We start from the raw sequence: 23,284 nt of genomic DNA, 5'->3' as shown, positions 1-23,284 counted from the left end.
CAACTTGTAACATTCTATCATGCAAGGGGGTAAAAAGCAAGCCGATTTCCCACCTCAATCCGCATGCGAAAGGGGCTTTATTTCACCCTATGGATAATGATTTGTCAATGTACAACGTACGCACGGATCTAGCGCTCGAGGCTCATGAGCTAGCGACGCAAGGCCAGCAGGCTCCGAGCATTCCGGGAGTCTGGTCCGAGAACGAAAGCGCGGACGGAATTAACGTAACCCGCATGGAAATTAAGGATGATCAAGCCGCGCGGCAAATCGGCAAGATGATCGGCCACTATGTCACGCTTGAAGTTCCTGACCTGCGTCATGGGGATACGACTTTACAAGACAAAGTCGCGACATCTTTTGCGAAAGAATTTGAAGCTTTCCTGAAGAGGATCGGAGCAACCGCGAAGAGCAGCGTATTAATCGTCGGTCTCGGCAATATGAACGTAACCCCGGATGCTCTTGGACCCATCGTCGTGGATAACATCATGGTCACGCGCCATCTGTTCGAGCTAATGCCCGATCAAGTCAGTCCGGGCTATCGTCCAGTCAGCGCCGTAGCTCCCGGCGTTCTGGGAACGACGGGGATCGAGTCGAGCGACATCGTCCAAGGTATCGTGGAGAGATCCAAGCCGGATCTGATCATTGCCGTGGACGCTTTGGCGGCTAAATCCTTAGAGAGAGTAAATACGACGATTCAAATCGCCGATACGGGAATTCATCCCGGGTCGGGAATCGGCAACAAGCGCAAAGGCTTGACGAAAGAGATCTTGGGCGTGCCGGTCATCGGAATCGGAGTGCCGACCGTCGTCTATGCTTCGACGATCGTCAACAACACGCTGGACATGGTATTCGAGCACATGAAGAAACATACGGCGAATTCGGATGCGGTGTTCGGCGTTTTCGGTATGATGGAGGAGACGGAGCGTTTGCAGCTTGTGAGGGAGGTACTCAACCCTCTGGGTCACGATCTTCTAGTCACTCCGAAGGAAATCGATAAATTCATGGAGGATATTGCTAATATCATCGCTAGCGGATTAAACGCGGCTCTCCATGAAGCGGTCGATACCGATAACGTGGCCGCCTACACCCATTAGTTGCACGACATGTACTCCATATCGACAGCATGAAAGCCTGGCTTGCGAAAGCCGGGCTTTTTTGTTGTTCCGTTCATCCTAATCTATTAAATGATCGGTTCTATCATTCTTGATGCTCTCATAGGATAGGGTACCTATCAAAATAAGAGAAGGAGTCTCCGCACAATCGAGGCTCAGGGGGAGGACATGGGATGAGACGCCTCATTAAATCGCTGAAATGGCCGCTGTTGCGCGCGAGATGGAGAAGAGTTCTAATTACCGGCCGCGCGTTCTTCTTCTTAAGCGTCAGTTCCATGGTGCTATTCCTATTGCTAGGGTTAGGAGGCATGCTGCAGAAGTCGTTAGCCGCTTCTCCGGCGCAATCCATGAAAGGATTCACCGCTTCGTTGTCCGGACAATTTTTTCAATCGCTTCTTAGTATGGAGCTTCCAAATATGGATGCCTCGGAAGGTTCTCCTTTCCAGACGGGAAGGATGGCGGCTTTCTTACTGCGTTTTATGACCGACGTGAACCCGAACGATCCGAAGAGCTTGATTGCGCTAGAGATGCCGGGTATGGACAGGGATCACTCCGTATTGCTGCGACCGGGATCGGACGAGCCGGAAGCGCCTGAAGATCGGGGTCCTTTAGACGGTAGGGGTCTCCCTTCGTCAGGAGGAACACCAGTTTTTCCCGGTTCGCCGGTCGTTCCGGATGAAGCCGCGAATCCAGGAGATGAACCGGTCCCGTCCTCTGAGCCTGAGCAAGACGATCCGTCCAACTTAACGGAAACGCACTCTACGGAAGGGCGTAAGGTCGTATTTATTTATCATTCGCACAATCGCGAGTCATGGTACCCCGAATTGAAATCGGATATGAAAGATCCGAATTCCAGCACCACCAATATCACCTTAGTCGGCAAAAGATTAGCTAAGCAACTGGAATCGCTTGGCGTAGGATCGATTCATTCCTCGAAGGATTATCCGACTGCCGTTCAGGGCTATAATTGGAATTATTCGTACAAATATTCGTTGCAGACGGTTCGCCAAGCTATGACATCTAATAAACAATTGAAATTTTTCTTCGATATTCATCGAGATTCCCAGCGCAGGAAGAAGACGACCGCAACGATCAAAGGGAAGGATTACGCGCAAGTGTATTTCATTATCGGCCACAAAAATCCGAACTGGCGGGAAAATGAAGCATTCGCTAACGAGATTCACGAGAAGCTGGAGGAAACTTACCCGGGGCTGTCGCGCGGCGTGTGGGGCAAAACGGCGGCAAACGGCAACGGCGAATACAACCAATCGGTCTCTCCGGATAGCGTTCTGCTTGAAATAGGCGGCGTTGATAACACGCTGGAGGAAAGTAACCGGACGGTAGACGTTCTCGCTAAGGTCATTGCCGAATTGTATTGGAAACAGGGGGACGCCGTAAAAGTGAACGGACAGAAATAATAAAGGGGTGAATAGATCATGCGCCGAGATACGTTTAAATTGCTTATTTTTGCAGGGATTGTGGGGTTTGCGATCTTATATGGTATGGAATTGTCTTCGAAAGGGATCGAAAGCGTGAACGGGCCGTGGGAAACGGTTAGCCCTGGTAACGGAACCGTGGCGAACGATAACGATTGGACGCTGCCGGTGCAAAATCGCAATCAGAACGAACAAAATGCTAACCCGGTCAAATCGCCCTACTATCAGTCGGAGGAGGAGAAGGTTGCGATCCCTCGCAATGACCGGGAGCCGATTGTCGACCGTGTGTCCGGCAAAACCGCAGAGGTGCTGCATGACCTATCCCGCAATGGGATACGGATGGTCGTTTCGATCTTTGATCGGGTGTTAGGGTAAGGCCTTCCAAGAAGCCAATCTCTGTCAGCCTCTATCCGGGCTTGACGACATTCTTCCGTTAACGTTATGATGTTGCTAATTAGTTTTTAAGGGGAAATTTTAATGTTGGTATTGGTTCTGAACTGAATTATCTGATACGTCGCGAATAGGGTAAAAGGATGAAACCGTCTTTATGAGGGTTTATTTCCTTGTTGCTGCTTCGTGGCACTGATAACCAGTGAAGAACCGGTCAAGACCGCCCCTACGAAGAATGAATTTTCGGGGAGATCAGCCGTGCTCATCAGGGTACGGTTTTTTTGCATCTTCTTCGATTTTTTAAACTCCGACAGGTTGCGAGCTTGCGCCGATGGCGCTTCAGCTCGCGACCTGTTTTTTATTTTAAAACCACAGGAGGAATTACCCATGAGACAACATTCACTTCGCAAATTGGAATATAACCGCGTGATCGACATTTTGCACACGTATGCTTCCACTTATCTTGGCCGTCAGATGATCGAAAAGCTTGAGCCGTTGCAGGACAAGGAGGTCATCCGCCGCAAGCTGGCAGAGACGCAGGAGGCATCCCGGATGCTAGCCAAAGGAGGGCATCCGCCTCTTCCTTCGTTAGATGGGATGGAAACCATGATGGCGCTGCTCGGTACCGGTTACGTCATGTCCGAGGCGGATTTCGGATTCGCGGCCCAATTCGCGCGCAGCTGCGAGCAGTTGCGGCAATATATGGCGTCCAAGAAAACGGAGAGTCCGATCGTAGCGGCCTATGGTGCGGCAATGTTCGACCTTAAGCCATTGCGGGAAACGATAGAAGCCTGCATCGATCGGGGACGTATCGTGGATACGGCCAGTCCGGAGTTGCACAAAATCCGCAAGAAGATCCGCACGGCGGAAGAGAGGCTGCAGAAGAAGCTCGAAGGAATGTTATCCCGATTTGCGGATATTTTGCAGGAACGGCTGGTCAGCCAGCGAAACGGGCGTTACGTGCTCCCTGTAAAGAAAGAATATCGCAAACGTATCCCGGGTACGGTTCTCGACGAATCGTCCAGCGGGCAAACGGTGTTCGTAGAGCCGTCAGAGCTGGCAGGCTTGCAAATGGACCTGAGCGTGTTGAGAGTGGAAGAGAACCGCGAGGAAGCGCAAATACTGGCCCGGTTGACCGGAGAAGTGGAAACTTATTCTTATGAGTTATCCGTTAACCAGGATACAGTCGGGCATTACGATTTTCTGTTCGCGAAGGCAAGATGGGGGTTATCGATCGGAGGAATCGCACCGGAGCTTAACGACAGACGGATCATCGATTTAAGAGAAGCCCGGCATCCATTGCTGGCGACGAAACCCGTGCCGCTCGACATTCGGTTGGGCGACGGTTATCAAGCCCTACTGATTACGGGGCCGAATACGGGAGGAAAGACGGTGGCGCTCAAAACCGTAGGGCTGCTAACGCTAATGGCACAATCCGGGCTGTTGATCCCAGCCGCGGAAGGGAGCCGGCTATGCGTATTCCGGAGCGTCGAGGTTGATATCGGAGACGATCAAAGCCTCGATTCGTCGCTTAGCACTTTCTCGTCCCATCTCCGCAACGTCATCGATATATTGGCTCACGCGGGCTCTGCGACTCTCGTATTGCTCGACGAACTGGCTACCGGAACGGATCCCGGTGAAGGGGTCGGCTTGTCGATTGCCGTTCTGGAGGAATTGTATCGCCGGGGCTCCGTCATTATGGCGACGACCCATTTTAACGAAATCAAAGAATACGCCCGCGTCACGGATGGATTTCAGAATGCGAGAATGGCATTCGACGAAGAGACTTTAAGTCCGCTGTACCGGTTGGACATGGGGGAGGCAGGCAATAGCTATGCGTTCGTAATCGCCGCTAAGCTGGGGATTTCCAAAGGAATTATAGAGAGGGCGCGCACGATTGCGGATAGCTTGAAGGAAGGTCGCGGCCAGACTGCGGTTCCTCGGCAAGCGGGAGGGAAATCTCGCGCGACGCCGACATTTGGCGGTAGGGATGACCGTGAAACGAGTCGTAAATTTAAAGGGGACGCCAATCGTGACGAGCTGCTCTCGAGATGGTCCGTCGGAGATGTCGTGTTCATCTCGCAGTTGCGCAAGCCGGGGGTGGTTTACCGCTTGCCTGACGAGAAAGGCAACATGATCGTTCAGGTGCAGAAGGAGAAACTCACGATCAACCATAAACGGATTCGCAAATATATCGATAAGAAGCATTTGTACCCCGGAGAAAATTACGATATGGATATTGTTTTCGATACGGTCGAAAACCGTAAGAAACGACATTTGATGGGGAAACGGCATATGGAAGGGATCGTCATCGAGAAGCTTTCGGAGGACTAAGCGATAGATCATGGAACAGGTATCATTGATGCTATGGGGATACGCTGTTATAATGAAGTGATCGTCATCTGACGTATGGAACCGGCTGGAGGTACTCATTGTAATGGCAGAGCTTAAAATTAAACAGAGTAACATTCGTAATTTCTGTATTATCGCGCACATCGACCATGGTAAATCGACTTTGGCCGACCGCATTTTGGAATATACGGGCACGTTAACCTCCCGAGAAATGCAACAACAGGTTCTTGACTCCATGGACCTTGAACGTGAACGCGGCATTACGATTAAGCTTACTGCTGTTCGTTTGCTGTATAAAGCGGACGACGGAGAAGTGTACTTGCTGCACTTGATCGATACTCCGGGACATGTGGATTTCACTTATGAGGTTTCCCGTAGCTTGGCTGCTTGTGAAGGCGCATTGCTAGTCGTCGATGCCGCACAAGGAATTGAAGCCCAGACTTTAGCTAACGTATACCTTGCACTTGATAATAACTTAGAGATTGTTCCAGTTATCAACAAAATTGATTTGCCGAGTGCCGATCCTGATCGGGTGAAGAAAGAAGTCGAAGACGTGATCGGACTCGATACCAGCGATGCAGTGCTTGCCTCCGCGAAGAACGGCATTGGAATCAAAGAAATTTTGGAGCAAGTCGTTCAGAAGATCCCTGCCCCTCAAGGGGATCGGGACAAGCCGCTCAAAGCGCTTATCTTCGACTCTCACTATGATGCTTACAAAGGCGTAATCTGCCACATTCGGATTATTGACGGTACGATTAAGGCGGGCACACAGATGAAGTTTATGGCAACTGGTGCTAGCTTTGAGGTCGTTGAGGTCGGAACGTTCATGCCGCGACCGACGTCCGTTGCCGAACTGGGGCCTGGGGACGTAGGGTTCGTCAGTGCTTCGATCAAGAACGTGAAGGATACCCGCGTTGGGGATACGATTACCGATTTGAAAAATCCGACGCCGGAAGCGCTGCCGGGCTACCGCAGCATCAACCCGATGGTATTCTGCGGATTGTATCCGATTGAATCCACGGATTACAATGATTTGCGGGATGCGCTAGAGAAGCTCGAGCTTAACGATGCTTCGCTTCGTTACGAGCCGGAGTCATCCCAAGCGCTTGGCTTCGGATATCGTTGCGGATTTCTAGGCATGCTGCATATGGAGATCATTCAAGAGCGCATCGAACGGGAATTCAACATTCCGTTGATCACGACCGCACCGAGCGTTATATACAAGGTTACGCAAACGAACGGCGAAGTGTTGGAGATTTCCAACCCTGCTGACTACCCGGAAGCGGGCAAGATCGACTTCGTCGAAGAGCCGTACGTGAAAGCATCTATTATCGTTCCGAACGATTTTGTCGGGGCTATCATGGACTTGTGCCAAGGTAAGCGCGGAGAGTTCATCGATATGCAATATTTGGACACGAACCGTGTAACGCTGAAGTACAACGTTCCGCTTGCCGAGATCGTGTACGACTTCTTCGACCAGTTGAAGTCGAGCACGAAGGGCTATGCTTCGTTCGATTACGAAGTGATCGGCTATCGCCAGTCCAGCTTGGTTAAGATGGATATTCTGCTTAACGCGGAGAAGGTTGACGCTTTGTCCTTCATCGTGCATAAGGACCGAGCCTACAATCGCGGGCGGGTCATCTGCGAGAAGCTTAAGGATCTTATCCCTCGTCAAATGTTCGAAGTGCCGATCCAAGCGGCCATCGGCCAGAAGATCGTGGCGCGCGAATCGATCAAAGCGATGCGTAAGAACGTTCTCGCGAAATGTTACGGTGGAGATATTTCCCGGAAACGGAAGTTGCTCGATAAGCAAAAAGAAGGTAAAAAACGGATGAAACAGGTCGGAAACGTTGAAGTGCCGCAAGAGGCGTTCATGGCCGTGCTTAAGCTGGATAACGAATAAAGCGATATCGATACAGAATAGCGGGCTTCCGGCCCGCTTTTCGCTTTGTCGGAGTTAGATTAGGTTATCAAGAGAGGTGAAGATCCAACATGGAAAATCCGTCCCAACAATCGTTATCCGTCCCGTCGGTCCATCAGTGGGCTCCTCGGGCGTTATATATCCATATCCCGTTTTGCACGAACAAATGCTTTTATTGCGACTTTAATTCTTACGTGGCTGCGGGCCAGCCAATAGATGCTTATCTGGATGCTCTAGAGAACGAGATGAGATTAACCGTTGCCGAGCTACCAACTAAAGTTATCGACACCGTATTCGTTGGAGGCGGAACGCCGACCGTGCTTAATCCATCGCAGATGACGAGGTTTCTGGCAGCCGTTCGGAGACATTTTCCGCTTGCGGACGACGTCGAGTTCACGATGGAGGCCAATCCCGGGACGACCGATATGGGGAAGCTTGCGGCGATGAGAGAAGGCGGCGTGAACCGGATTAGCTTCGGCGCGCAAACGTTCGACGACGGCTTGCTGGCGACTATAGGAAGAATTCACGCCGCTCAGGACGTCATCCAGAGCATCGCGAATGCGAAAGCCGCCGGGTTCACTAATCTGTCCATCGATTTGATGTTCGGATTGCCGAATCAAACGCTGCAACAGCTCAAGGATAGCGTGACGAAGGCGCTAGAGCTGGATTTACCGCATTATTCCCTCTATGGCTTGAAGGTAGAGGAGAACACGCTGTTTCACAGGTTATATCAACGCGATGAGCTGCCATTGCCTGAAGAGGACGTAGAGTTGGCTATGTATGAGCATCTCATGGAGCGTCTAGGCGAGGCTGGTTATCGGCACTATGAAATAAGCAACTTCGCTAGGCCGGGCTTTGAAAGCCGCCATAATACGACCTATTGGCATAATGAGCCTTATTATGGCCTTGGGGCTGGCGCGCATGGCTATGCGCTCGGTCAACGGCATATGAATATTAAAGGCGTTCAACCTTATATCGATGCGGCGAATATCGGTTTGCCGCGAATGGAACGGAACGTCGTTAGCGTACAGGAAGCGATGGGCGACTTCATGATGGTAGGTTTGCGATTGCAGGAAGGCGTCACGCAGTTGAGCTTCGAACGGCAGTTCGACGGCGCTAAGCTGGAAGAGGTTTTCGGAGAGGAATTACAACGGCTAGTTAAGGTTGGGTTACTCGAGAAATCCGAGCAAAATGCCGGATACCGTCTGACTCCGAAGGGTATTTTGCTCGGTAACGAGGTTTTCGGGGCATTCGTGTAAGGCATAATGATCGAAATGTCCCTTGAGTGTCCATTCGTTTTGTTGTATATTTATTCATACATATTTCATGTATGAGAGAAGGAGTACACATGCCAATCGTATGCCGGAAAGCGTTGCCCGAGGATGTCGATGCGCTTTATGAACTTATACAGGGTTATGCCGCCAACGGGATTATGTTACCTCGTTCGCGCGAGGCGTTAACCCGCAATATCGATACCTTTATCGTCGCGCAAGACGGGGATCGCCTCATTGGGTGCGGTTCTTTGTGCCGTTTAGGCAGCGATCTGGTTGAAATACGTTCTCTGGGCATCGTCGATGGCTACAAGGGGCAAGGAGTAGGCAGCCGTCTAGTTGATGCTTTAATAGAGGAAGCCAGAGTTCAAGGCATTCCTAAAGTGATGGCGTTAACCTATGAAGCGGCCTTTTTTCAGAAAAACGGATTCAAAATCGTCGATAAAGAAATTTTTCCAGAGAAAGTATGGACGGATTGCGTGAATTGTCCGAAGCAACATTGCTGCGACGAGATCGCTGTCGTCAGAGTCATTGAATCGGAATTGTCCAAGGAGAAATTAAGCTTCGCCCAAATCTAATTCAAACTGCCAAATCGCGCGGGAACGTCCTTGACACGACCGCCGTCGATTTGGTATTTTTGTATTAGCCGTTAGCACTCATCGAAATGGAGTGCTAACGAAAAGGAAAAAGCGGAAACCTTAAAGGAGGAGTTCGGATGCTAAGCGAACGTCAACGAATGATTCTCAACGCGATTATCGACGATTATATCCGTTCGGCCGAACCTGTCGGATCCCGAAGCATATCGAAGCGAGGGGACGTGACTTTCAGTCCGGCTACCATTCGCAACGAGATGGCGGATCTAGAGGAGTTGGGCTTGCTCGAGCAGCCGCATACGTCTGCGGGTCGGATTCCTTCGATTAAAGGGTACCGTTATTATGTTGACCACCTCGTTACGTTGGACGGAGTCGGTGATCAGGATGCTCGGAAGCTCCGGACTTTTTTCGCGGAGAAGATGAATCACTGGGAAGATGTTATCGGACATGCGGCGACGGTATTGTCCCAGATGACCAATTACACGTCGATCGTGCTCGGACCGGAAATGTTCAGCACGACGCTGAAGCATTTTCAACTGATTCCGATTAGCGATTCGTCGGCGGTAGCGATTATCGTCGCGAATACGGGACATGTCGAGCACCGAACGATTACCATTCCTGACGGAATCGCGATGGAAGACATGAACAAGATCGTCAACATGCTGAACGAGAAGCTGACGGGCGTCCCGTTTTACAAAGTCAAATCCGTTCTTCACAGCGAAATCGCCAAAGAACTAAGTCGTTACGTCGAGCATTGCGAAGAGATTCTTACTTTGCTGGAACAGACGATTACCGAAGAGCAGGAGCCTAAGGTTTACTTAAGCGGGGCATCCAATATGCTTACTCAACCGGAGTTCAAAGATGTCGACAAAGCGAAAAGCATTCTCGGCATGTTGGAGGAAACGCAGTTGCTCATGCAGTTGTTCCAATCCAATCCGGGCGGGATTCAGGTCAAGATCGGGACGGAGAACGCGCTTGAAGCGATCAATCAATGCAGCTTGATAACGGCAACTTATTCCTACGAAGGGCAATCGCTCGGTACGATCGGAATATTGGGGCCAACGAGAATGGAATACGGCAAAGTAATCAGTTTACTCAATTATTTATCCAAGGATATCGCATTAATGATGTCCCGATGGTATAAGTAAAGACTTGTATAGCGCCAAGGCAAGGGTGGCACGGTAAGGAGGTGAACTCTACATGAGTACGAATGAGACGAAGGAGCCAGGAAACATGGATGAGCATCAGCAGGACTCTTTGGAAAAGGAAATGGGTTCTGATGTGAATGAAGCATCCCCATTGGAAGGCGAACAACCGACAGATGAGCTTAACAACGAGGACAATTCCGCAATTGCCGAGCTTCAGCGCCAAGCGGATGATAATCATAGCCGTTATTTGCGCGCGCAAGCCGATTTCGATAATTTTCGGCGCCGCACGGTAAAGGAAAAAGAAGAGCTAACGCAATATGCTTCTTTGAAATTGATCACGCAGCTACTTCCTGTAATGGATAATTTCGAGCGTGCATTGCAAAACGGCGGGGAAAGTGCAGAAACCGAATCTTTCGCTAAAGGCGTAGACATGATTTATCGCCAACTTTCCCAAGTGCTAGAAGCGGAAGGCTTGAAACCGATGGAAGCCGTCGGTCAGCCGTTCGACCCTGAAATGCATCAAGCGATCATGCAGGTGGAGAGCGACGAGTACGAAGAAGGAATCGTCGTCGAGGCTATTCAAACCGGTTATTGGCTTAAAGATAAAGTCATTCGCCCAGCGATGGTTAAAGTTAGCGGCTAAGACGTTAATACTTAAATGAGTAACGCACTTATATGAAGGAGGAATACAGTTATGAGTAAAGTAATCGGAATTGACCTTGGAACAACGAACTCTTGCGTAGCGGTAATGGAAGGCGGCGAAGCTGTCGTTATCCCGAATCCGGAAGGAAACCGCACAACCCCTTCGGTTGTCGGCTTCAAGAAAGACGGAGAGCGTGTCGTCGGCGAAACGGCGAAGCGTCAAGCGATCACAAACCCTGATCGTACAGTAAGCTCGATTAAACGTCACATGGGTACTACCCATAAAGAAACGATCGAGGACAAAGCGTACTCCGCTCCTGAAATTTCCGCGATCATCTTGCAGAAGCTTAAAGCCGATGCGGAAGCTTATTTGGGCCAACCCGTAACGCAAGCCGTAATCACGGTTCCAGCATACTTTAATGACAGCCAGCGCCAAGCGACTAAGGATGCGGGTAACATCGCGGGCCTTGAAGTTCTTCGGATCGTTAACGAACCGACGGCGGCAGCTCTTGCATACGGCTTTGAGAAACAAGAAGACCAAACGATTCTCGTATTCGACTTGGGCGGCGGTACTTTCGACGTAAGTATTCTTGAACTAGGCGAAGGCTTCTTCGAAGTTAAAGCGACTAGCGGCGACAACCACCTCGGCGGCGACGATTTCGACCAAGTCGTAATGGAATGGCTTGCTGGCGAGTTCAAAAAAGAACACAGCATTGATTTGCTGAAGGACAAAGCAGCCGTGCAACGTCTGAAAGACGCAGCAGAGAAGGCGAAAAAAGAATTGTCCGGCGTCGTGTCGACGACTATTTCCTTGCCGTTCATTACGGTCGTAGACGGAGTTCCTCAGCATTTGGAAATTAACCTTAGCCGTTCCAAATTCGATGAATTGACAGCTAACTTGGTTGAGCGCACGATGGGACCTACTCGCCAAGCGCTATCCGATTCCGGATTGACTGCCAAAGATATCGACAAAGTCGTTCTAGTCGGCGGATCTACTCGTATTCCTGCCGTACAAGAAGCTATCAAAAAGCTGACAGGCCAAGATCCTCATAAAGGCGTTAACCCGGATGAAGTTGTTGCCCTAGGCGCAGCAGTTCAAGCGGGCGTGTTGACAGGCGAAGTGAAAGACGTTGTCCTGCTCGACGTAACTCCATTGTCTCTGGGTATCGAGACTGCGGGCGGCGTATTGACGAAAATGATCGATCGCAACACGACGATTCCTACGAGCAAATCGCAAGTATACTCGACTTACGCGGACATGCAGACGCAAGTTGAGATTCACGTTCTGCAGGGCGAACGCGCAATGGCGAAAGACAACAAAACGTTGGGACGCTTCATTCTTAGCGATATCCCGGCTGCTCCTCGCGGCGTACCGCAAATCGAAGTTACTTTCGATATCGATGCAAACGGGATCGTTAACGTATCTGCATTGGATAAAGGTACGGGCAAAACGCAAAAAATCACGATCACTTCTTCCGGCGGTTTGAGCAAAGAAGAAATCGACCGTATGCAACAAGAAGCTGAACTGCACGCGGAGGAAGATAAAGTTCGCCGCGAGCTAGTCGAAGCTAAAAATAGCGCGGATCAATTGATCTACAGCGTAGAAAAAACGATCAAAGATCTTGGCGACAAAGTCGATGCAGGCGAGATCGAGAAAGCGAACGCCGGCAAAGAGAAGTTGACGAGCGCGCTGGCTTCCGATAACCTTGAAGAGATCAAAGCGGCAACCGACGAATTGAGCGAGATCGTACAGCAACTGTCCGTTAAGCTCTACGAGCAAGCGGCTCAAGCAGAAGCTGCGCAAGGCGGAGCGGAAGGCGCTGCGGATGCAGGCCCTTCGAAAGATAACGTCGTTGACGCGGATTACGAAGTCGTTGACGAAGACAAGAAAAACTAAGCTTTATTGAAATAAATCGAAAGTCAAAGTGATTTCCGCCACTTGCGGGATCATTTTGACTTTCCTTCATGAGGAGGTGGAGAAGTGGCGGACAAAAAAGATTATTACGATGTATTGGAACTACAGAAAAATGCTTCCGCGGACGATGTGAAGAAAGCCTATCGTAAGCTCGCGCGCCAGTACCATCCGGACGTTAACAAAGCGCCGGATGCCGAAACGAAATTCAAAGAGGTCAAGGAAGCTTATGATGTATTGAGCGATGACCAGCAGCGGGCTCGTTACGACCAATTCGGCCATCAGGATCCGAATGCGGGATTCGGCGGCGGAGCCGGCGGGGCGGACTTCGGCGGCGGATTCGGGGATATCTTCGATATGTTCTTCGGAGGCGGTGGCGGCAGGAGAGATCCGAATGCACCGCAACGGGGCAACGACTTGCAATATACGATGACGATCGAGTTCAAGGAAGCGGTATTCGGTAAAGAAATGGATATCACGATCCCACGTACAGAGACATGCGACACTTGTCACGGCAATGGAGCGAAGCCAGGCACGAAACCGGAAACTTGTTCGGTTTGCCGCGGCTCCGGCCAACAGGAAGTAGCGCAGAATACGCCGTTCGGAAGAATCGTTAATCGCCGCGCTTGTTCGGCTTGCTCCGGACGGGGAACTGTGATTAAAGATCGTTGCGGTACTTGCTCCGGCAGCGGTCAAGTGAAGAAACAACGCAAAATTCACGTTAAAATCCCGGCAGGCGTCGATGAAGGCGCTCAGCTTCGCGTAAGCGGAGAAGGGGAAGGCGGAGTTCGCGGGGGGCCTCCGGGAGACTTGTACATCGTTCTGCGCGTAAAGTCGCACGATTTCTTCGAGCGCGAAGGCGATGACATTTTCTGCGAGATCCCATTAACCTTTACCCAAGCGGCACTGGGGGATGAGATCGAAATTCCGACTTTAACGGAGAAAGTTAAGCTGAAGATCCCTGCAGGTACTCAAACCGGTACTTACTTCCGGTTGAAGGGCAAAGGCGTTCCGAAACTTCGCGGTTACGGTCAAGGCGATCAGCAGGTTAAAGTGACCATCGTGACTCCGACTCATCTGAGCGACGATCAACGCGAGCTGTTGCGTGATTTTGCTTCCAAGAGCGGCGAATCCACGCACGAGCAAAGCAAATCCATCTTCGAACGAATGAAACGCGCCATCCTAGGGGATTAAGGCCTTTATTCGATAACGAACCGTCCGGTGCGAGCTGGGCGGTTTTTTGCTATGAATATTCCTGTGTGCAGTTGAGAATTCTATGTGAGGATTTGCTTCGCAAATGGAATGCGTTCGCATGATAAGGAGGTATAACGTGAACAACAACCAAGAGCAATTACCGATTGCTTCCGCAGAAGACGTTGAATTTTCCGAAGAGCTAGCGGATCAAGACGACAAGGAAGCACAGGAGCGTGCACGCGCAGCGGATTTGAGAGCTTCCGGGCACGAGGGGGAATGACAAAGTTGGAAATGCAGTCTTTGCAAGCGAAGTTCGACACGCAGGATCAGGCGGAATCGGTTATACGTAAGCTCGCTTCTCTCCGCGGCGATCGTTTTCGATTGGAGCGAGCTAGCTCGGCTGGCGCGGTCTCGTCGGCACCCGAGTTTTCTCAGACTACTGCATTGGATTCCCGATTGGAAGCTTCGGAAGAGTTAACGCCAGCGCAGACTAGCTCCAATGCCGAATTCACCTTATCCGCGATCGTTCCCGGAGACGCTTCCGATCAAGCCCGTACCGTCATTTTACAAGCCGGCGGCGAAATCATATAGAACGAACGAGACGCATCTTGCTTAGGCTTGGTGCGTCTCTGTTTGAGTTTCATCGTAGTGCGCCGCTATCTCCATAATCCCCCTCGCTCAGTAGTAACCGAAGTTGTCTCCACTCGCAATAACCATTATCCCCTTCGATCAGTAACTAGGTTTTTGGGTACTTATGTCCATTATCCCTTTCACTCAGTAGCTTGGGTTAGGCTATCTACGTCCATTATGCCTTTCACTCAGTCTAAGTGGATTACCCCGCCTAAAGTCGAATAATGCTCCTATGGAGAGGTCATTTTAAGAGAAACTCATTGTCATAAAACGCGACGATGGAGAGCCGAAGCAAGAGAAAACCCTGCTCATAGTCGCAAAATGCGACGAAGGAGAGCCGAAGCAAGAGAAAACCCTGCTAATAGTCGCAAAACGCGACGATGGAGAGCCGCTGCAAGGGAAAACCCTGCTCATAGTCGCAAAATGCGACGATGGAGAGCCGAGGTCGATGAACAGCGAAACAGCAATACGCAATAGTCCTGACCGAAAGGGATAATGGCTAAAGGTGATAAATCGAGCTCATACGCGAAACTGACTGAAGGGGATAATGGAAGCAGCGAATTGAGGAGCAGCGACTGAGAAGCAGCATCCGAGAAGTCCTGAGCGAGAGGGATAACGGCAAAAGAAGATAAACCGGACTCATTCGAAGAATCCTCGAGAACGACGTATTTTGCATCCTACAAATCAGAGCGTGTATAATGGGATTCATTGAGCAGTCACGAGGCTGGGAGTCATGAGGAGGAAAAGATTTGCGCTGGCATGAAATTACTGTCCTGGCGACGGAGTCGTCTCAGGAAATGGTTACGCATTATCTTACGGAGCTTGGAGCGGGTGGAGTCTCGGTAGAGGAAGCATGGTCGGAAGACAAACCGAGAAACACGACCTACGGGGAAGTGTACGACACGCCGTTAAACGATATTAGACCTGGCTATGCCGTTTTTAAGGCTTATTTCTCGGAAGATATCGAGATGGAGCCTATCGCCGTACAATTAAAGGCTTTGCTCGAAGGACTTCCGGAATTCGGATACGATGCGGGAGAGTTTACGATTGAACTCGGCGACGTGCATGAAGACGATTGGGCGGATGCATGGAAACAATATTTCAAACCAATAGCGATTACGGAGCGCCTGACGATTAAACCGACATGGGAAGAATATACTCCTAGCGGAGACGAGTTAATTATAGAGATCGATCCAGGTATGGCTTTCGGAACGGGGGCGCATGCAACGACGGCTTTGTGCTTGAAGGCGTTGGAACATGCGATCAAAGGCGGAGAGCAGATCATTGACGTCGGAACGGGCTCCGGCGTACTTGCCATAGGAGCGATGAAGCTCGGCGCATCGAAGGTACTGGCGCTAGACTTGGATCCGGTTGCGGTAAAATGCGCGCAAGAAAACATCGAGCTGAACGGATACGAGAAGGAAGTTGAAGTTAGGCTTAGCGATCTGCTGGGCGTGCTGCATGAGAGTGCCGATCCCGCCACGGCAACCGTTAACAGCGTAACCCCTCCTGTGGATCTAGTCGTCGCTAACATACTAGCAGAGATTATTTTGTTGTTCATCGCCGACGTCATGGAAGTGCTTAAGCCAGGCGGAATTTACATTACTTCGGGTATCTACAAGAATAAAGAAATGATCGTTGAGGCAGGATTGCTAGCTTCCGGCTTCGAGATTATCGATGTATTGAGACAAGAGGAATGGGTCGCGTTCGTTGCTGGAAAACCTAAGGGGGATGGCCAGTGAATCACTTATTCTGGTTTCCGATAGAACACCTTCCGGTCATTATCCTGATCATGCTGATCGCATTTAGCGTACATGAGTTCGCGCATGCCTGGACGGCATGGAGATTCGGAGACGATACGGCATACCGGGAAGGCCGGGTTACGTTGAACCCGTTGGCCCACTTGGACTGGATCGGGATGTTGTTTCTAGTATTAGCCGGATTCGGTTGGGCTAAGCCGGTGCCAGTTCGTCGCAGCAGATTCAAGAATCCGCGGTTAATGAGTATTCTAGTAACGGCCGCTGGGCCGATTAGCAACTTGCTTCTCGCTTTTATATTTTTATTTCTCATTCATTTATTGAGCGCATTAAATGTTTTCGATCATGCTTCGATCGATTTCTTGACTAATTTACAAACGTTCTTAGTCTATTGGATGTCTATTAACCTTGCGCTTTTTATTTTCAACTTGATTCCCATACCTCCGCTAGACGGATACCGAATCGTGGAAGAGTTTTTACCGATTAAGACGAGGATCAAAATTCAAGAGATGGGTCAGTGGATCACTTTTGCTTTCCTTATGCTTATTTTTATCCCTCCTCTCCGCGATTCGACGATCGGCCCACTCATGAATTTAAGAGTACCGATCTGGAACGGGATGACTCGTATTTTAGATTTGATTTTCTAATCCACAATTCGATGGTATGATGAAGGATGGAACATAAGCAGGAGGCTGGATGAACGATGCAGCGTTATTTTGTGCCTGCGGCGCAATTGGAGGATAAATCCGTCGCGCTTGTAGGAGATGACGCCCGGCATGTAGCCGCCGTCATGAGATCCAAACCCGGAGATTGTTTTATCGCTTGCGACGGTAACGGTCGCGACGTTCTTGCGAAAATCGTGTCGGTCGATAAAGAAAAAGTGCATGCGGAAATCGTGGAAGAGCTAACTTCGAACGCTGAAATGTCGTGGAAAGTGACTGTCGCGCAGAGCTTGCCCAAAGGCGACAAGCTTGAAATCGTCATTCAGAAGGGAACCGAAGCGGGTGCAATCGCTTTTCAGCCTTTCTTATCGCAGCGCACGGTCGTGCAATACGACGACCGCAAGGAAGCGAAACGGATCGAGCGTTGGCGCAAGATCGCCAAAGAAGCCGCGGAGCAGAGTCACCGCAGCGTCGTTCCGGACATTCATGCGGTTCGTTCATGGAAAGCTTTGCTTCAGCAATTCGAACAATACGATCTTGTTCTGTTCTGTTACGAAGAAGAAGGACGTTCCGGTAACGGACTAAGGGATTTATTAGCAAGCTTCAAAACCTCAGAGTTAACCGCAAAGGCTACATCAGCTCCGCGCATCATGGTTGTCATTGGGCCTGAAGGGGGCTTTACCCCACAAGAAGCGGAAGCGGCAACGGCATCCGGGGCGAAATGGATCGGTCTAGGCAGAAGAATATTACGGACGGAGACGGCAGCGTTATTCGCGCTCGCCTGTCTAGCATACGAGTCCGGAGAGTTGGGAGGAATTTGAGATGCCGAACGTGGCATTTTATACACTTGGCTGCAAAGTCAACTTTTACGATACCGAGGCGATCTGGCAGCTGTTTAAGAACGAAGGCTACGAGCAGGTCGACTTCGAACAGACGGCGGACGTTTATTTGATTAATACGTGCACGGTTACGAACACGGGCGACAAGAAAAGCCGGCAAATTATCCGCCGTGCCGTTCGCCGGAATCCAGACGCCGTTATCGCGGTTACGGGCTGCTATGCGCAGACTTCACCGGCCGAAATCTTGGCGATTCCGGGCGTCGATCTCGTTATCGGAACGCAAGACCGGGAGAAGCTGATGTCGTTCATTACGGACATCCAGAACGATCGCAAGCCGGTTAACGCGGTTCGCAACATTATGAAAACCCGCGAGTTCGAGGAGCTGGACGTTCCCGATTTCGCGGAGCGGACGCGCGCTTTCTTGAAGATCCAAGAAGGCTGCAACAATTTCTGCACATTCTGCATCATTCCGTGGTCTCGCGGCTTGTCCCGCAGCCGTAATCCGGAGAGCGTATTGGATCAAGCCCGCCAGCTCGTCGCCGCGGGTTACAAGGAAATCGTACTGACCGGAATTCATACCGGCGGGTACGGAGATGATCTGGAAAACTACCGGTTAGCTAATTTGCTTGCCGACTTGGATAAAGTAGAGGGTCTGGAACGCATTCGCATCAGTTCGATCGAGGCGAGCCAGATCGACGAGAAAATGATCGCCATCTTGAACAGCTCACCGAAGATGTGCAGACATCTGCATATCCCGCTTCAAGCGGGCGACGATGATATCCTGAAGAGGATGCGCCGCAAGTACACGACCGCGGAGTTCGCGGAGAAAATCCGTCTCATTCAGGAAGCGATGCCGGGAGTCGCGATTACTACGGACGTCATTGTTGGGTTCCCTGGAGAAACGCAGGAGCAATTCGAGAACGGCTATAAGTTCATGGAAGCGATGAATTTCGCGGAAATGCACGTATTCCCATACTCCAAGCGGACAGGAACTCCGGCGGCACGCATGGACGAGCAAGTGGACGAAGAAGTGAAGCACGATCGCGTGCATCAATTGATCGACTTATCCGAGCGCATGCAAGCTGCATACGGTCGCGAATGGGTCGGTAAGGTGCTGGATGTCATTCCCGAACGGGAAGCGAAAGGCGCTGAAGGTACCGGATTGGTGTCCGGTTACACCGATAATTACATTCAAGTCGTATTTAACGGGGAGCCGTCGCTAATCGGCAAGCTTTGCCGAGTTCGCATTACGGGTTCTTCAGTAAATGAATGTCAAGGCGAGCTTCTCGAGGTGCTCGAATCCGAATCGCACCCTGTCGCGATGCAAGCGTAGCATTCGGAATGAAGATTTCATCGCAAGGCAGGTGTGCGCGAGCTTCCTCCTTGCCGTGAAGTCTTTTTTCTCATACATAGGAACAATAAAGGGGATTCGGAACATGCAGAAGGAAATTTCCGCTGGGGGAGTCGTCTATCGCAAACGCGACGGACAACTCGAAATCCAATTGATCGAGGACCGGTTCGGACGGATGACGTTGGCGAAGGGGAAGATGGAGCCCGGAGAGACGATCGAGCAAACCGCATTGCGCGAAATACAGGAAGAAACGGGCATCATCGGACGACTAGTGGCCCCGCTTCAAATCATCTCCTATGTGTATGAGCATGCACAGTTAGGCACGGTTCAGAAAGAAGTACATTATTATTTGGTTGAAGCGGGGGAAGGCCAACTTCAAGCGCAGGTTGAGGAAATTACAGGAGTAGCATGGTACGAGCCAACCCAAGCCTGGCAGCTGCAACTGGACTCCGGTTATGACAACAATGACGAAGTGCTTCGGCTAGCTCTTGAGAAGTTAGGCGTGAAGTAAAATCGTTGAATGTGAGGGGGGAAGTCATGTCCGAAGAAAGTCGGTTTCCTTTGTGGCAAATGGACAGCCGTTTAGCAGCCTTCATGGATTACACGCTCATATCCGCGGTGGCAGGGGCAAAACCATTTATCGAGCTATGCAGCGAAGCGGTCGAGGACGGATATTACGGGGTTTGCGTGAGCGGAGGATGGGTCCGGTTGTGTCGGGAACGGTTGAGCGGTACTTCCGTGAAAATAAGCGCGGTCGTAGGTTTTCCCTTGGGCTCCCATGCGACACGAGCGAAGGCGTTCGAAGCTTCCGCGGCCTTGGACGATGGGGCATCGGAGATTGACATGGTTTTACCTATCGGCAAATTGAAGGACGGAGATTATGATACGGTAGAACGCGATATCGCCGCGGTCGTACAAGCTGTTCAAGGCGGCGCTTTGGTGAAGGTCATATTGGAAACCGGACTATTGTCGGACGAGCATATCGTTGCCGGCGCCAAAATCGCCGAAGCGGCGGGAGCGGATTATATCCAGACTTCGACCGGTTTCGGCGGCAAGGGAGCCTCTGTGGAACATATTCGTCTGCTAAGGTCAACGGTATCGGAAACGATGGGGATCAAAGCTTCGGGGGGTATTCGGACCGCTAGGTCAGCGATCTCATTGTTAGAAGCTGGCGCGAATAGGATCGGCAGTAGCTCGGGCAAAGAGATCATTCGCGGCAAGCTAGAACTAATCTAAGGATTTCTTGGGTTAAGGGAACGCCACATAGGCAAGTAGGCAATCGGAAGGGCTAGCAAGGAACATGCCACGTTAAAAATCGTCTGAGCATGCGCGATCTGGGCGGAGGGGTCATCCGGCGCCAAGTAAGCAGCCATCGCATGCAGGATGCCGATCATCGGATAGAAGAGCAAAGCTCCCCCAACGTTAAGCGTTAACTGGGATAAAGCGACGAAACGGCCCCCCGGCCCTCCGCCGAGCGAGGCTACCAATCCGGTGAAGCAAGTGCCGATGTTAGCTCCTAGAACGATTGCGATCCCGGCTTCCGGCGAGATTGCGCCTGTCGCCGCGAGTCCCATGCACATCGCGATAACAGCGGCACTGGAATGAACAAGCGTGGTAAGCGCGGCGCCTCCTAGGATCCCCCATAACAAGTTCTCGTCCGTATGGCGCATGAGCGATTCGAACACGCTATTTTCCCGAAGGGCGGGTCCCATTCCTTGAAGGAGCTTAAAGCCGATAAGCAACAAGCCGAAGCCGCCGACGGCAACGGATACATATCGGAACGTCATCCCCCATCGGGGAGTCGCGCTTGAATTTCGCATCTCGTTCCGAATGAAAGTGATTAGCCAACCTATCGCGCCCAACGCCAGCAGAGGAGCCCCGTAACGGTGCAATTGGAAGCTCATGAGCTCCGTCGTCAGGCAAGTCCCTACGTTCGTACCCAATATGATCCCGAAGCTTCGGGGCAGCGTGAGCCAACCCGCATTCACGAAACCGATCGTGAGGACGGTCACGGCCGTGCTGCTCTGCAATAGCGCGGAGGCGATAGTACCGACGGCAAATCCTCTCAACGGCGTTGCGGTCGAACGGGCCACCCAGTTAGCGAGTTTCTGCCCTGCCCATTGTTGTAGGGAAGTTTCCATGACTTTCATGCCGGACAATAATAAGGCGAACCCAAGCAAAGACGGGAAAATAAAGCTAGCAAACATATTCGCACCCCCCATTCAAACTATGCGATAATAGGACAAGTTTATGATCGGAAACGGATAAGGAGTAGATGCAAATGAGCAGTCAAGCAGCGGTGTGGTTAAACAAAGGAAGACGCCCGCGTTTAGAGGAAGGTCATCCCTGGATATTCGCGAATGAGATCGCCAAGACGGAGGGGGAAGCGACTCCAGGACAATTGGTAGAAGTGCGGGATCATCGCGGACTGCTACTAGGCACGGGATATTGGAATCCGGCATCGCAAATTACGGTGCGAATCGTGGCTTACGGACCGTTAGATTCCATGGACGCTAACTTCTTTAAGAAACGCTTCGAACGTGCGAGAGACCACCGTACCCGTTTTCTTGGCGATGAAACGTCATGCCGACTCGTCTATGGCGAAGCGGATTTTCTTCCGGGTCTCGTCGTTGACCGCTTTAACGATGTTCTTGTCGTACAGGTGCTTACGCTTGGAATGGAATTGGCTAAGGATGCTTGGCTTCCGGCGCTTATCGATGTATTCGCTCCGCAAGGGATCTATGAGAGAAGCGACGTAGGCGTCCGCACTTTGGAAGGGCTTGAGGAGAGAACCGGGGTTCTGTACGGGGAATGTCCTAGACTCGTGGAAATCGTAGAGAACGGATTAAAAGTCCAAGTCGATATCGAAGGCGGACAGAAAACGGGATACTTCTTCGATCAACGCGAGAACCGGGCATCGATCAAGCCGTTGGTGAAAGGCTGGGGAGCGCGGAGCGGAATCAAGCTGGTGGAGAAGCTTTCGGATAATGGAGTTAGTCAAAGGGTTCCTGTCAACGAGAAGGGCAGCGAAGTCACTTTTCCTTACTGGGACGGGGCAACGGTGCTTGAATGCTTCGCCCATACGGGAAGCTTTACGTTGCATGCCTGCGATTTCGGAGCGAAGAAAGTAACCTGCCTGGACATTTCCGAGCACGCGCTGCAAACCGCCCGCCATAACGTGGAAATTAACGGCTTTACCGACCGCGTGGAATTCGTTGCCGCCGACGCTTTCGAATATTTGCGCCAACAAGTCGCCGGTCGGGACGAAAGGCAAACGAGAGCGAACGCCAAAGCGGCAGGCGTTAAGGTAGATACGTCTAAACCGCTGACCTCCGAGGGAAGATCTTGGGACGTAATCATACTCGATCCTCCGGCCTTCGCCAAAACGAAACGAGCAGTAGAAGGGGCTTGCCGCGGTTATAAGGACATTAACCTGCAAGCGATGAAGCTTCTGAACGAGGGCGGTTACTTGGTGACGGCCAGTTGCTCGTATCATGTAAGGCCGGAGCTGTTCTTGGAGACGATCCAGGAAGCGGCGAAAGATGCCGGCAAAGTGATTCGCAGAATCGAATGGCGCGGAGCGGGCAAGGATCATCCTCAGTTGGCTGGCGTAGAAGAGGGGCATTACTTGAAGTTCGGAATATTCGAGGTTCGTAGCCGTAAAGAGCTTTAAAGATCGGACCATTGTCTATTTGTTAAGAAAATGTTAGCAAAAAGAAGCATGATTTCATCTCGTTTCGGGAACATTTCTAACGCCTCTGGATTATCTTTAATCATGAGGCAAGGAAACGGGAGGTTGAAGTCATGGTGCATGAAGTAATATTGTTTGGTAAACGGGCCGTTCCGTTGGAAAATAGAGCTAAAGCTCTTAGTAGCAGAAGCCGTTTTAACACCCGGATTCGCGCAATGGCGGACGATCTGGAATTTCGCCGCCGATGGAAACATGTCAGTTATATCGAGTTATGGTCGGACGCGGCGATCTTCAAATACGATGATGGAAGCAAATGGTATATGAATATTTCCTAAGCTTAGCGAACGTCGGGGAAACCCGGCGTTTTTTTTATTTATGTAAGT

At 51.0% G+C, this 23,284-nt stretch carries 22 protein-coding genes; 21 read left to right on the top strand and 1 reads right to left on the bottom strand.

Translation table 11 applies throughout. The features are described 5' to 3' along the window. Positions 1 to 89 precede the first annotated feature (89 nt). From gpr to deoC, 19 genes are all read left to right on the top strand, one after another. Positions 90 to 1,094, top strand: a complete 1,005-nt coding sequence (gene gpr / locus L3D05_RS16735) for a GPR endopeptidase (RefSeq protein ID WP_239617448.1) — start codon at positions 90 to 92, stop codon at positions 1,092 to 1,094. A gap of 191 nt (positions 1,095 to 1,285) precedes the next feature. After that, positions 1,286 to 2,530 carry a stage II sporulation protein P gene (locus L3D05_RS16730; protein ID WP_239617447.1) on the top strand — a complete coding sequence of 415 codons (1,245 nt, stop codon included), beginning with the start codon at positions 1,286 to 1,288 and terminating at the stop codon, positions 2,528 to 2,530. A gap of 18 nt (positions 2,531 to 2,548) precedes the next feature. Continuing rightward, complete coding sequence (locus L3D05_RS16725; RefSeq protein ID WP_239617446.1) at positions 2,549 to 2,923, top strand: hypothetical protein; 375 nt, start codon at positions 2,549 to 2,551, stop codon at positions 2,921 to 2,923. Positions 2,924 to 3,325: 402 nt separating this feature from the next. Further along, entirely contained in the window at positions 3,326 to 5,272 is a 1,947-nt protein-coding gene (locus L3D05_RS16720) for an endonuclease MutS2 (protein ID WP_239617445.1), read from the top strand. 103 nt (positions 5,273 to 5,375) lie between these two features. After that, a complete protein-coding gene (gene lepA / locus L3D05_RS16715) occupies positions 5,376 to 7,193 on the top strand; it encodes a translation elongation factor 4 (protein ID WP_239617444.1) in 1,818 nt (605 codons plus the stop codon). A gap of 89 nt (positions 7,194 to 7,282) precedes the next feature. Beyond that, on the top strand, positions 7,283 to 8,470 hold the full coding sequence (hemW, locus tag L3D05_RS16710) for a radical SAM family heme chaperone HemW (protein WP_239617443.1): 1,188 nt from the start codon (positions 7,283 to 7,285) through the stop codon (positions 8,468 to 8,470). Between the two features lie 89 nt (positions 8,471 to 8,559). Then, a complete protein-coding gene (locus L3D05_RS16705; RefSeq protein WP_239617442.1) occupies positions 8,560 to 9,060 on the top strand; it encodes an N-acetyltransferase in 501 nt (166 codons plus the stop codon). A 137-nt stretch (positions 9,061 to 9,197) separates the two neighbouring features. After that, positions 9,198 to 10,223: a heat-inducible transcriptional repressor HrcA gene (gene hrcA / locus L3D05_RS16700; protein WP_239617441.1), complete on the top strand. Its 1,026-nt coding sequence runs from the start codon at positions 9,198 to 9,200 to the stop codon at positions 10,221 to 10,223. Positions 10,224 to 10,275: 52 nt separating this feature from the next. Further along, positions 10,276 to 10,866, top strand: a complete 591-nt coding sequence (gene grpE, locus L3D05_RS16695) for a nucleotide exchange factor GrpE (RefSeq protein WP_239617440.1) — start codon at positions 10,276 to 10,278, stop codon at positions 10,864 to 10,866. Positions 10,867 to 10,917: 51 nt separating this feature from the next. Continuing rightward, a complete protein-coding gene (gene dnaK, locus L3D05_RS16690; RefSeq protein WP_239617439.1) occupies positions 10,918 to 12,762 on the top strand; it encodes a molecular chaperone DnaK in 1,845 nt (614 codons plus the stop codon). 84 nt (positions 12,763 to 12,846) lie between these two features. Continuing rightward, a complete protein-coding gene (gene dnaJ / locus L3D05_RS16685; protein WP_239617438.1) occupies positions 12,847 to 13,971 on the top strand; it encodes a molecular chaperone DnaJ in 1,125 nt (374 codons plus the stop codon). Between the two features lie 136 nt (positions 13,972 to 14,107). Further along, on the top strand, positions 14,108 to 14,251 hold the full coding sequence (locus L3D05_RS16680; RefSeq protein WP_239617437.1) for a YfhD family protein: 144 nt from the start codon (positions 14,108 to 14,110) through the stop codon (positions 14,249 to 14,251). 5 nt (positions 14,252 to 14,256) lie between these two features. After that, on the top strand, positions 14,257 to 14,562 hold the full coding sequence (locus L3D05_RS16675) for a hypothetical protein (RefSeq protein WP_239617436.1): 306 nt from the start codon (positions 14,257 to 14,259) through the stop codon (positions 14,560 to 14,562). Between the two features lie 788 nt (positions 14,563 to 15,350). Then, entirely contained in the window at positions 15,351 to 16,343 is a 993-nt protein-coding gene (gene prmA, locus L3D05_RS16670) for a 50S ribosomal protein L11 methyltransferase (protein WP_239617435.1), read from the top strand. Further along, positions 16,340 to 17,005: a site-2 protease family protein gene (locus L3D05_RS16665; protein ID WP_239617434.1), complete on the top strand. Its 666-nt coding sequence runs from the start codon at positions 16,340 to 16,342 to the stop codon at positions 17,003 to 17,005. The genes prmA and L3D05_RS16665 overlap by 4 nt, the downstream gene beginning before the upstream one ends. A 56-nt stretch (positions 17,006 to 17,061) precedes the next feature. Continuing rightward, positions 17,062 to 17,841: a 16S rRNA (uracil(1498)-N(3))-methyltransferase gene (locus L3D05_RS16660; RefSeq protein WP_239617433.1), complete on the top strand. Its 780-nt coding sequence runs from the start codon at positions 17,062 to 17,064 to the stop codon at positions 17,839 to 17,841. Between the two features lies 1 nt (position 17,842). Beyond that, positions 17,843 to 19,192, top strand: a complete 1,350-nt coding sequence (gene mtaB, locus L3D05_RS16655; protein ID WP_239617432.1) for a tRNA (N(6)-L-threonylcarbamoyladenosine(37)-C(2))-methylthiotransferase MtaB — start codon at positions 17,843 to 17,845, stop codon at positions 19,190 to 19,192. A 103-nt stretch (positions 19,193 to 19,295) separates the two neighbouring features. Further along, positions 19,296 to 19,721, top strand: a complete 426-nt coding sequence (locus tag L3D05_RS16650) for an NUDIX hydrolase (RefSeq protein ID WP_239617431.1) — start codon at positions 19,296 to 19,298, stop codon at positions 19,719 to 19,721. Positions 19,722 to 19,747: 26 nt separating this feature from the next. Continuing rightward, positions 19,748 to 20,446: a deoxyribose-phosphate aldolase gene (deoC, locus tag L3D05_RS16645; RefSeq protein ID WP_239617430.1), complete on the top strand. Its 699-nt coding sequence runs from the start codon at positions 19,748 to 19,750 to the stop codon at positions 20,444 to 20,446. Here deoC and L3D05_RS16640 read toward each other — a convergent pair. Further along, complete coding sequence (locus L3D05_RS16640; RefSeq protein WP_239617429.1) at positions 20,443 to 21,417, bottom strand: Na/Pi cotransporter family protein; 975 nt, start codon at positions 21,415 to 21,417, stop codon at positions 20,443 to 20,445. The genes deoC and L3D05_RS16640 overlap by 4 nt on opposite strands. 68 nt (positions 21,418 to 21,485) lie before the next feature. Between L3D05_RS16640 and L3D05_RS16635 the strand changes: the two genes are divergently transcribed. Beyond that, positions 21,486 to 22,883, top strand: a complete 1,398-nt coding sequence (locus L3D05_RS16635) for a class I SAM-dependent rRNA methyltransferase (RefSeq protein WP_239617428.1) — start codon at positions 21,486 to 21,488, stop codon at positions 22,881 to 22,883. Positions 22,884 to 23,014: 131 nt separating this feature from the next. Continuing rightward, positions 23,015 to 23,236, top strand: coding sequence for a hypothetical protein (locus L3D05_RS16630; protein WP_239617427.1), 222 nt, complete (start codon positions 23,015 to 23,017; stop codon positions 23,234 to 23,236). The last annotated feature ends 48 nt before the right edge of the window (positions 23,237 to 23,284 follow it).

Origin of the sequence: Cohnella mopanensis (genome assembly GCF_022352055.1) — a bacterium.
Lineage (GTDB): Bacteria > Bacillota > Bacilli > Paenibacillales > Paenibacillaceae > Cohnella > Cohnella mopanensis.
The sequence above is the reverse complement of the archived record's forward strand: the minus strand, read 5'-3'. Positions and strand labels throughout refer to the sequence as shown.